The 10,355-nt window shown below is 70.7% G+C and carries 8 protein-coding genes; all 8 read right to left on the bottom strand.

Annotated elements, in window-relative coordinates:
• A partial coding sequence (gene serC / locus PHC73_RS06015) for a 3-phosphoserine/phosphohydroxythreonine transaminase (protein ID WP_300125684.1) occupies nt 1-908 on the bottom strand: 908 nt, incomplete at its 3' end.
• Between the two features lie 44 nt (nt 909-952).
• The gene (gene gyrA, locus PHC73_RS06010; protein ID WP_300125681.1) at nt 953-3,583 is read right to left on the bottom strand and encodes a DNA gyrase subunit A; all 2,631 of its coding nucleotides are present in this window, start codon (nt 3,581-3,583) and stop codon (nt 953-955) included.
• Nucleotides 3,584-3,802: 219 nt separating this feature from the next.
• Nucleotides 3,803-5,005 carry a flagellar hook-associated protein FlgL gene (gene flgL / locus PHC73_RS06005; protein WP_300125678.1) on the bottom strand — a complete coding sequence of 401 codons (1,203 nt, stop codon included), beginning with the start codon at nt 5,003-5,005 and terminating at the stop codon, nt 3,803-3,805.
• Nucleotides 5,005-6,906: a flagellar hook-associated protein FlgK gene (gene flgK, locus PHC73_RS06000; protein ID WP_300125675.1), complete on the bottom strand. Its 1,902-nt coding sequence runs from the start codon at nt 6,904-6,906 to the stop codon at nt 5,005-5,007. Before flgK ends, flgL begins: the two co-directional genes overlap by 1 nt.
• The gene (gene flgJ / locus PHC73_RS05995) at nt 6,903-7,790 is read right to left on the bottom strand and encodes a flagellar assembly peptidoglycan hydrolase FlgJ (protein ID WP_300125672.1); all 888 of its coding nucleotides are present in this window, start codon (nt 7,788-7,790) and stop codon (nt 6,903-6,905) included. Before flgJ ends, flgK begins: the two co-directional genes overlap by 4 nt.
• 5 nt (nt 7,791-7,795) lie before the next feature.
• On the bottom strand, nt 7,796-8,899 hold the full coding sequence (locus tag PHC73_RS05990) for a flagellar basal body P-ring protein FlgI (protein ID WP_366949814.1): 1,104 nt from the start codon (nt 8,897-8,899) through the stop codon (nt 7,796-7,798).
• A 2-nt stretch (nt 8,900-8,901) separates the two neighbouring features.
• Nucleotides 8,902-9,618 carry a flagellar basal body L-ring protein FlgH gene (flgH, locus tag PHC73_RS05985; RefSeq protein ID WP_300125667.1) on the bottom strand — a complete coding sequence of 239 codons (717 nt, stop codon included), beginning with the start codon at nt 9,616-9,618 and terminating at the stop codon, nt 8,902-8,904.
• Between the two features lie 11 nt (nt 9,619-9,629).
• Nucleotides 9,630-10,355, bottom strand: a 726-nt coding sequence (gene flgG / locus PHC73_RS05980) for a flagellar basal-body rod protein FlgG (protein WP_300125664.1), incomplete at its 5' end; no start/stop codon positions are given.

Raw genomic sequence — 10,355 nt, 5'->3', positions numbered from 1 at the left:
GCCAGCGTGAACGGCACGTTCATGCGCGAGCGGCTGGCCGGCTCGGTCGGGCAGTGGTAGAAACTGCTGCGATCGAGCAAGCCGTACAGCAGCTCGGCCTTCTCGATGTTGGCCTTCTCGACCGCCGGCAGGCCGCCCAGCGCCAACAGGTGCTTGAACACCAGCCCCGCCACGTAGATGGCGAAGGTGGGCGGCGTGTTGTAGGCGGAATCGTTCTCGGCGTGGATGGCGTAGTCGAGCAGGGTCGGCGCGCCTTCGCGGCAGCGGCCGATCAGGTCGTCGCGCACGATCACCAGCGTGAGGCCGGCCGGGCCGACGTTTTTTTGCGCGCCGGCGTAGATGAGGCCAAAACGGCTGACGTCGAGCGGCCGCGACAGGATGTTGCTGGAGGCATCGTTCACCAGCGGCACCGCGCCGGTGTCCGGCGTGTAGTGGTACTCGGTGCCGAAGATGGTGTTGTTGCCGGTGATGTGCACGTAGGCGGCGCCGGGGTCGAGCTTCAGCTCCGCCTGGGTTGGGATGCGGTTGAAGTTGGTCTCGGCGCTGCTGGCGGCGATGTTGACGGTGCCGTAACGCTTGGCCTCGGCGGCCGCTTTCTTGGCCCAGGAGCCGGTCAGCACGTAATCGGCCTTGCCGCCCACCGGCAGCAGGTTCAGCGGCACCATCGAGAACTGCAAACTGGCACCGCCCTGCAAAAACAGCACCTTGTAGTTGCTCGGAATGCCCAGCAACGTGCGCAGGTCGGCTTCGGCCTGGTGCTGGATGTCGATGAACTCCTTGCCGCGATGGCTCATCTCCATCACCGACATGCCGCTGCCGTGCCAGTCGAGCAGCTCGTCCCGCACCTGCTCGAGGACGGGTTCCGGCAACACCGCCGGGCCGGCGCTGAAGTTGTATACGCGTGCCATCGTGGTCTCCATGTCCGGGCCGCCCGCGCGGGCGGCCGCTGCCATCACTCGTCGCCAGTGTCGGGCGCGGCCGGCCCGGCATCGCCGGGCTCCGGCGCGGCGCCATCGGCCGGCGCATCGCCGCCAGCCTCGTCGTCGTCCGTCTGGGTATCCTCGGGCGCCACCACCGCCAGGCCCGCCAGCTGCTCGCCCTCGCCCACGCCCATCAGCTTCACGCCCTGCGTGTTGCGGCCCAGGCGCGAGATGCTGGCCACCTTGGTGCGGATGGCGGTGCCGGCGTTGGTGATCAGCATCACCTCGGCGTCGTCGCTCACTTGCACGGCACCCACCACCGGGCCGTTGCGCGGCGTGGTCTGGATGGAGATGACGCCCATGCCGCCGCGACCGCGCAGCGGGTAGTCGCTGAGCGGCGTGCGCTTGCCGTAGCCGTTGGCGGTGACGGTGAGGATGTCGCCGTCGGCCTGCGCCACCACCATGCCGATCACGGCCTGATCGTCCCGCACGCTCATGCCGCGCACGCCGCGCGCGTCGCGGCCCATGACACGCACGTCGCGCTCGTCGAAACGCAGCACCTTGCCGTCGTCGGTGAACAGCAGCACGTGATCGCTGCCGCCGGTGAGCGCCACGTCGACCAGCGCGTCGCCGTCCAGGATGTCGAGCGCGATGATGCCGGCGCTGCGCGGGCGGGAGTAGTCGGCGAGCGCCGTTTTCTTGACCAGGCCCCGGCGGGTGGCGAACAGCACGTAGCGGTCGGCCGCGAACTGCCGCACCGGCAGCACCGCACTCACCCGCTCGCCCTCGCCGAGCGGCAGCAGGTTCACGATCGGCCGGCCGCGGCTGCCGGAACCGGCCAGCGGCAGCTCGTAGACCTTGAGCCAGTACACCTTGCCGGCGCTCGAGAAACACAGCAGCGTGTCGTGACTGCTGGCCACGAACACCCGCTCGATGAAGTCCTCTTCCTTGACGCGCGCCGCCGACCGACCACGGCCGCCGCGGTGCTGGGCGCGGTACTCGCTGACCGGCTGCGCCTTGACGTAGCCCTGGTGCGAGAAGGTGACCACCAGGTCCTGTTCGGCGATCAGGTCCTCGGAGGTGAGGTCGAGGCGGTTGGCGACGATCTCGGTGCGCCGCGCGTCGCCGTACTGGTCGCGGATCTCCAGCAGCTCGCGGCGGATCTCGGACAGCAGCCGCGCCTCGCTGCCGAGGATGTCGAGCAGGTCGATGATCTGCGCCACCAGCTCACCGTACTCGTCGACGATCTTGTCGCGCTCCAGGCCGGTCAGGCGCTGCAGGCGCATGTCGAGGATGGCCTGCGCCTGCCGGTCGCTCAGGTAATACGCGCCGTCGATGAGGCCGCGGCCGGTTTCGGTCGGGCGCTGCGCGTCGGCGGCCAGCGCGCGGGCCAGCATCTCGCCGACGAAGCCGGGCGAAAAACCTTCTGCCGTCAGCTTGGCGCGCGCCTCGTCGGTGGTCTGCGAGCCGCGGATCAGCGCGATCACGCGCTCGATGTTGGCCAGCGCCACGGCCAGACCTTCCAAAATGTGCAGCCGCTCGCGCGCCTTGCGCAGCGCGAACAGGCTGCGCCGGCTCACCACCTCGCGGCGGTGGCGGATGAAGGCATCCAGCACCTCGCGCAGCGTGAGCTGGCGCGGCTGGCCGTCCACCAGCGCCACCATGTTGATGCCGAACACCGACTGCAGCTGCGTCTGCTGGTAGAGGTGGTTCAACACCACCTCCGGCACCTCGCCGCGGCGCAGTTCGATCACCGCCCGCATGCCGTCCTTGTCGGACTCGTCGCGGATCTCGGTGATGCCCTCGATGCGCTTTTCCTTGACCAGCTCGGCGACCTTTTCGAGCAGGTGCGCCTTGTTGACCTGGTACGGCAGCTCGACGATCACCAGGCTCGCCTTGCCGGTCTTCTTGTCTTCCTCGATCTCGACCCGGGCGCGCAGGTAAATCTTGCCGCGGCCGGTGGCGTAAGCCTCGCGGATGCCGGCGGCGCCGTTGATGCTGGCGGCGGTCGGAAAATCCGGCCCCGGCAGGTGCGCCATCAGGCCGTCGAGGTCGATGTCCGGGTCGTCGATCAGCGCCACGCAGGCGTTGACCACTTCGGTCAGGTTGTGCGGCGGGATGTTGGTGGCCATGCCGACCGCGATGCCGGTGGCGCCATTCACCAGCAGGTTCGGCAGGCGCGACGGCAGCACCGCCGGCTCGCGCTCCTTGCCGTCGTAGTTCGGCACGAAATCGACCGTGTCCATGTCGATGTCGGCCAGCAGTTCACTGGCAATGCGCGACAGGCGCGATTCGGTGTAGCGCATGGCGGCCGGCGAGTCGCCGTCCACCGAGCCGAAGTTGCCCTGGCCGTCGATCAGCGGGTAGCGCAGCGAGAACGGCTGCGCCATGCGCACCAGCGTGTCGTAGATGGCGGCGTCGCCGTGCGGGTGGTACTTACCCATCACGTCGCCGACCACGCGGGCGGACTTCACGTGCGCCCGGTTCCAGTGGTGGCCGGACTCGTGCATGGCGTACAGCACGCGCCGGTGTACCGGCTTCAGGCCATCCTTCACGTCCGGCAGCGCCCGCCCGACGATCACGCTCATGGAGTAATCGAGGTAGGAGCGCTTTAACTCGTCCTCGATGTTCGCGGCTATTACTTCGCGGGCGAACTCGGTCATGCTGTCGCCAAACTGGGGAATGTGGGCAGGAGTACGCGGCTGGGCGCGCTGACTGCGGACGGTCGGGACTGCGCCCGGGGCGGGCACCGGAACCGGTGAAAAGCCGCGTCAGGCGGCAGAAAAAGCGCCTCGACGTGCCGCAAAGTCTAACACAGCGGGCCCCTTCGCCCGGCGCCGGCGGCGGCCGTATGCCGCCACCGGCGCGGACCCTGCGGGCGCTTAACGCAGGTAGTTGAACAGCGACAGGCCGGCCAGGCGGCTGAAGGTTTCCTGCACCGCCTGCAGCGCGGTCAGGTTCTGGGCCAGGCGCGTCGAGGCGTCGGCGTAGTCCAAATCCTGCGTGGCCGACAGGGCCTGCTCGATCTGCAGCTTGGCGCCGGCGCTGGCATCGGCGGCGACCTCGGCGGCTTTCAGGCGCGACCCCACATCCGCCCGCACCGACGACACGTGCGCAAGCTGCTGGTCGAGGTTCTCGAGCACGCGGTTCAGGCGCGTCACCTGCGCGGCGCCCTGGGCAGGCGTGTCGTCCGGCAGGCGCAGCGCCGCGGCGAGCTCGCCGAGCAGGGCGAACATGTCCTGCTTGCCGGCCGGCTGGACGGTCAGCGTATCGCCGTCGGCCGGCGTGCCGGACAGGTCGAGCGACACGCCGTTGAAGCTCAGCGTGTCGCCGTCGTGGTAGCTGCCGCTGGCCACGGGGCCGGCGCTGGCGCCGCTGACGGTGTAGCTGATGCTGCCGTCGGCGGCGGTGCCGAAGCTCACCGTGTACTGGTCCGGCACGAAGCTGCCCACCACCGCGGTGGCGCCCACCTGCAGCGTGCCGGTATTGCCGGGCGCCGCGGCGGCGACGAACGTGCCGTTGCCGGCCGGCGCGCCGGCGAACACCGCCTGGCCGGCGTCGGCGATGGCGATGCTGTTGCCGGGGCCGATCTCGAGCCGCCGCTGGCCGCCGTCGCCCACGTACTGCACCTGTCCGTTGCTGTCCTGAAACGGCGGCGTGTTCACGCTGTAGCCGGCGAACAGGTGCTCACCGTCCGGGCCGCGGCTGTTGGCGAGCGCCAGCAGCTGGCCGCGCAGGGCCTCGACCTCGGCCGCCAGGCCGGCGCGCGACTGCACCGACTGCGCCGCCGACTGCCCCTGCACGGTCAGCTCGCGCACGCGCTGCAGCACGTCGCCCACGCTGGCGAGCGCCCCCTCCTCGGCCGACAGGGCGGCGTTGGCGCGCTGCACGGTGGCGTCGAACGCATCACCAGCCGCCAGGGCGGCGCTGTAGCGGCTGACGCTGGCCGCGCCGGCCGGATCGTCGACCGGGTTTTCGAGCTTGAGGCCGCTGCCGAGCTGGCGCTGCACCTGCGCCACCAGGCTCTCGCGCCGCTGCATGGTGGCCAGCGAGCGGGCATAGAAATCGGCCGTGGACACGCGCATCAGCTGGACACCGCGTTCAGGAGGCTGGTGAACAGGCTGGCGCTGATCGAGATGACCTGCGCCGCCGCCTGGTAGGCCTGCTGCAACTGCACCAGGTTGGCGGCCTCCTCGTCGAGGTTGACGCCGGACACCGCCTCGCGCGCCGCCTGCGCCTGGTCGACCAGCGCCTGGCGCGCCTCGGCGCCGATGCGCGCCTGCTGACCGGCGCTGCCAACCCGCGCCAGCAGGCCGGCGTAGCTGGTCAGCGCGCTGGCCCGGCCGCCTTCGAGCGCCAGCGCCGATTCCTGACCGGCCAGCGCCTGGGCGTTGCGGCCGTCGCCGCTGCCGCCCGTGTTCGGCTCGATGCGGAACGTGTCGCCGGCGGCCGGTGCGCCTTCCAGGCGCACGCTCCAGCCGTTGTATTCGAGCGTCGCGCCGCTGGCGGGGTCGTAGGCAACACCGGAGGCCAGCGCGTTGCCGTTTTTATCGGTGACGTCGAACGTGGTGGCCGAGGTGAAGGTGATGGTGACCGCCTGCAGCAGATCGCCCGACGCGCTCACGGCGCCTGGCGTGCCGATGCGCCCGCTGCCGGTGTTGGTGAGCGCCGCCGCGCTGCGCACCGGTCCCGCCAACGCCAGCCGCGCCGGGTCGCTGACCACCAGATCGAACTGCCGCGCCGCATCGCCGGTGGGGTCGATGAGATAGCTGTCACCGACGTTCAGGGCGCCGGAGGCGAGGCTCAGCGTGACGCCATCGACCGTCTCGGGTGTACCGGGAAAGCCGCTGAGCGTGAACACCTTGCCGTCGGCGAGGCGCGTCAGGCTGTAGCCGCCCGCATCGCGCGCCAGGCGGTAGCGGCTGTCGGTGAGGCCGGCCAGGTCGGAGATGGTGGCGTTGACCTTGCCGTCGCCGCTGTTGCCGGCGGCCGGCAGCACGCGCGGCGCACCGGACAGGTCGGTCCACAGATCGCCGCCGAGCTGGCCGGTGGCGTCCAGGCCCAGCCGGTGCTGGTCATTGGCGGTGATGGCCACGCCGGCCACCACGCGGCCCACCGCGGCGCGCGCCGGGTCCAGCACCTGGCGGCGGAAATCGAGCAGGCCACCCAGCTCGCCGCCGGTCATCTGCTCGGTGACGGCGCCGGTGCCGCTGCTGCCGGTGAAATAAACCTCCGGCCGCACCGCGTCGTACGGCCCACCACCCACCGACAGCGTGTATGCCTGCGCGCCGTTGACCAGGGCCTGACCGGTGCCGACCATCACGTTCACGGTGCCGTCGGCCTGCGGCACGGTCTGCACGGCGATCTTGCTCGCCAGCTGGCCGAGCAGCCGGTCGCGGGCATCGAGCAGGTCGTTCGGCGGCGCCGTGCCGGCGGCGGCGATGCGCCGGTTGACGTCGGCGACCTGCCCGGCCAGCGCGCTGATCTGGGTCACCGTAGCGCCGATGCGGCCGTTGACCTCCTGCTCGAGCGAACCGAGCGCGCCGTCCAGGATGTGCACCCGGCTGGCCAGCGTCTGCATGCCGGACAGCGCCGCCTGGCGCGCCGAGGCGTCCTGCGGGGCGGCCGCCACGGTACGCAGCGCGGCGTAGTAATCGGACAGCGCCCCCTGCAGGCTGGACGAGGCGTCCGACAGCGGCGCGCCCAGGCGCGTGCTGAGGTCGGCCACCGTCTGCAGGCTCTTCTGGGCCGCCGTCTGACCCCACAGCTCGGTGGTGGCAAAGCGGTCGTAGGCGCGCTGCACGGTGCTCACCTGCACACCGCTGCCGTAATAGCTGCCGGACAGGAACTGCGCATTGGCCGGCGTCAGCTCCGCCCGCTGGCGGCTGTAGCCGTCGGTGGCGACGTTGCTGATGTTGTGCGAGGTGACGTCCAGCGAGCGCTGGAAGGCCAGCAGGCCGGACACGCCGATGTTGAGCGAATTCATGCCAGACCTCCGGCGTCGGACGCGCCGCCCAGATCGGCCAGCAGCGGGCTGCCCAGCACGTCCAGGATCTTGCGGGCGTAGGCGGGATCGGTGGCGTAGCCGGCGGCCTGCAGGCCATGCGCGAACGCGGCCGCGTCGCCGGCCGCCAGCGCCTGCCGGTAGCGCGGGTTTTCGGTGAGAAAGCGCGCGTAATCGTCGAAGGCCTCGGCGTAGGAGCCGTAGGCGCGAAACTCGGCCGACTCGCGCTGCAGGGTGCCGTCGCGGAACTCCAGCGTCGGCGCGCGCGCCACCGCGCCGCCCCAGCCGTGTGCCTTGATGCCGAACAGGTTGTGGCTCGGCTGGCCGTCGGCCGTGCGCGGCAGGCGCTCGCCCCAGCCGGTTTCGAGCGCCGCCTGGGCCAGGATCACCCGCCCGTCGATGCCAAGCGCCTGCCCGACGCGCTGCGCATGCGGCCACAGCGCGGTGACGAAGGCGCTTGGCGAGTCGAACCCGGCCGCAGCGCTGGCATCGGCGCCCGCCGGGCGGCCGAGCGCCGGCAAGCCGGCCAGGCCACGCGGCAGGCCGGGCGGGCCCGACGCCGGTCGGCTCGCCGGCGCCTGTCCGCCGACCGCGCCCGCGATGGCGTCGGCAAAACCGATCCCGCCGTGCTCGCTCAGCTGCACCGCCAGCTGTCGGTGTAGCAGGTCGCGGTACATGTCGGCCTGCGGGCCGTCGAGCAGACCCGGCCCCAGGCTGCTGCTGCGCAAGGTCTTGAGCAGCTCGCCCAGGAACAGCGCCTCGGCCTGGCGCGCCACCTGCGGCGCCGCCGCGGCGGGGTCGGCCTGGGCGGCGCGCTTGAGGTCCGCCAGCGCGGTCGGGTCGGTGTAGACGATGGCCGGCTGCATGGGCGTCAGATCACCACCAGCTCGGCGCGCAGGGCGCCCGCCTCGCGCAGCGCCTCCAGGATCGCCACCAGGTCCGACGGGCCGGCGCCGACGCGGTTCACGGCCTCCACCACCTGCGCCAACGTCACGATCGGCCCGAACAGGAACATCGGTTTCTTTTCTTCGCTGACCTCTATCTGGCTGCGCGGGGTGACCACCGTCTCGCCGCGTGAGAACGGCGCCGGCTGGCTGACGTCGGCGCGCTCGGCGATGGTGACGGTGAGGCTGCCGTGCGACACCGCCGCCGGCGACACGCGCACGTCGCCGCCCATCACCACCGTGCCGGTGCGGGTGTTGATGACCACCCGCGCCGGGGCATCGGCCGGGGCGACATCGATGTTCTCGATGATGGACACGAACGCCACGCGCTGCTGCGGGTCCTGCGGCGCGCGCACGTCGATGCTGCCGGCGTCGCGGCTGACCGCCGTGCCCTCGCCGAAGCTGCGGTTGATGGCCTGCGTGACGCGGCTGGCGGTGGTGAAATCGGCGCGGTTCAATTGCAGCGTGAGCGGGCCGCCGTCGGCGAAGGGACTGGCCACCTCGCGCTCCACCGTGGCGCCGCTCGGGATCAGGCCGGCGCTCGGCACGTTGACGCTGATCTTGGAGCCATCCGCCCCCGACACGCCCAGGCCGCCCACCGCCACCGAACCCTGCGCCATGGCGTACACCTGCCCGTCGGCGCCCTTCAGCGGCGTCAGCAGCAGGCTGCCGCCGCGCAGGCTCTTGGCGTTGCCGAGCGAGGACACGGTCACGTCGATGGTCTGCCCGGCGCGCGCGAACGGCGGCAGCGTGGCGTGCACCACCGCCGCGGCGACGTTTTTCAGCTGCGGATTCACGTTCGGCGGCACCACCACGCCGAACTGCGCCAGCATGTTGCGGATGCTCTGGATGGTGAACGGCGTCTGGCTGGTCTGGTCGCCGGTGCCGTCGAGTCCCACCACCAGGCCGTAGCCGATCAGCTGGTTGCTGCGCACGCCGGCGATGCCGGCGAGATCCTTGATGCGCTCGGCGCCGGCCGGCGCGGCGACCAGCACGAGCAGGGCGATCAGCAGGCGTTTCATGCTCGGCATCCTCAGAACGGGAAGATGGCGCTGACGAAGAAGCGCGCCAGCCAGCCCATCACGTTGGCGTCGTTGATGGCACCCTTGCCGGTGTAGGCGATGCGCGCGTCGGCCACCTGTGTGGACAGCACGGTGTTGTCGGGGCGGATGTCGGCCGGGCGCACGATGCCGGAAATCTGCACGTATTCCTCGCCCTGGTTCAGCTTGAGCCACTTCTCGCCGCGCACCATGAGGTTGCCGTTGGCCTGCACCTGCGCCACCGTCACGGTGATGCGGCCGGTCAGGCTGTTGCTCTGGCTGCTGTTGCCGGAGCCGGAGAAATCGCGCGTGCCCTCGAGGCTGGTGCCAAGGCCGTTGCCGTTGTGGCTCTGCAGCGGCAGGAAGTTCGGCGTGTTGAACTGCATCGGCGAGCCGAGCAGGGTCGGGTTGCTGATGTCGGTCGAGTTCTTTTTGTTGGTGGCGGTCTTGGCCGCTTTGCTGGCGCTGGTCTCCTCCACCAGCACCACGGTCAGCACGTCGCCCGGCCGACGCGGCTTGACGTCCTCGAACAGGTACAGCGTGTTGCCGGGCTGGTAGCTGGCCGGGTAAATGCCGCCGGTCGGCGGCGCTGCTTGCGCCGGCACCGGCTCGGGATAGGTGGCGGCGAAGTCCGGGTCCGGCTTGTGCTGCACGCCGGCGCAACCGCCCAGCAGCAGCATTCCGGTCAAAGCCAGCATCGAGCGGGTCATGGCACGCCCCGTCACAGGTTGTTGGTGACGAACTGCAGCATCTGGTCGGCGCTCTGGATCGCCTTCGAGTTCATCTCGTAGGCGCGCTGGGTCTCGATCATGTTCACCAGCTCCTCGGCAATGTTGACGTTGGAGCTCTCGACCGAACCCTGCGTCAAGATGCCAAGGCCGTTCAGACCCGGCGTGCCGGTCTGCGGCGCGCCGCTGGAGCCGGACTCCAGCAGCAGGTTCTGGCCGATCGGCTGCAGGCCGGCCGGGTTGATGAAGTTGCTCAGCTGCAGGCTGCCGATCTGGGTAGGCGTCGCCGAGCCCGGCAGCAGCACCGACACGGTGCCGTCCGAGCCGATGGTGACGCTCTGCGCGCCCTCCGGCACGGTGATGGCCGGCTGCACCTGGTAGCCGGAGGCGGTCACCAGCTGGCCTTCCTGGTCCACCTGGAAGCTGCCGTCGCGGGTGTAGGCCAGCGTGCCGTCCGGCAGCAGAATCTGGAAAAACCCTTTGCCCTGCACGGCCAGGTCCAGCGGGTTGCCGGTGTTCACCAGCTTGCCCTGGCTGTGCAGCTTCTCGGTGGCCACCACGCGCACGCCGGTGCCGATCGAGAACCCGCTCGGCAGCTGCGTGTCCTGGGTGGAGTTGGCGCCCACCTGGTTGATGTTCTGGTGCAGCAGGTCCTCGAACACCGCCCGCTCGCGCTTGAAGCCGGTGGTGTTGACGTTGGCGATGTTGTTGGACACCAC

The organism is Immundisolibacter sp. (genome assembly GCF_028696615.1).
GTDB lineage: Bacteria > Pseudomonadota > Gammaproteobacteria > Immundisolibacterales > Immundisolibacteraceae > Immundisolibacter.
This window is presented reverse-complemented; position numbering and strand designations above follow the sequence as displayed.

Excerpts from the sequence above, each read along its gene's own strand:
- gyrA (WP_300125681.1), bottom strand. The coding sequence starts at position 3,583 with ATGACCGAGTTCGCCCGCGAAGTAATAGCCGCGAACATCGAGGACGAG.
- flgL (WP_300125678.1), bottom strand. The coding sequence starts at position 5,005 with ATGCGCGTGTCCACGGCCGATTTCTATGCCCGCTCGCTGGCCACCATG.
- flgK (WP_300125675.1), bottom strand. The coding sequence starts at position 6,906 with ATGAATTCGCTCAACATCGGCGTGTCCGGCCTGCTGGCCTTCCAGCGC.
- flgJ (WP_300125672.1), bottom strand. The coding sequence starts at position 7,790 with ATGCAGCCGGCCATCGTCTACACCGACCCGACCGCGCTGGCGGACCTC.
- flgH (WP_300125667.1), bottom strand. The coding sequence starts at position 9,618 with ATGACCCGCTCGATGCTGGCTTTGACCGGAATGCTGCTGCTGGGCGGT.
- PHC73_RS05990 (WP_366949814.1), bottom strand. The coding sequence starts at position 8,899 with ATGCCGAGCATGAAACGCCTGCTGATCGCCCTGCTCGTGCTGGTCGCC.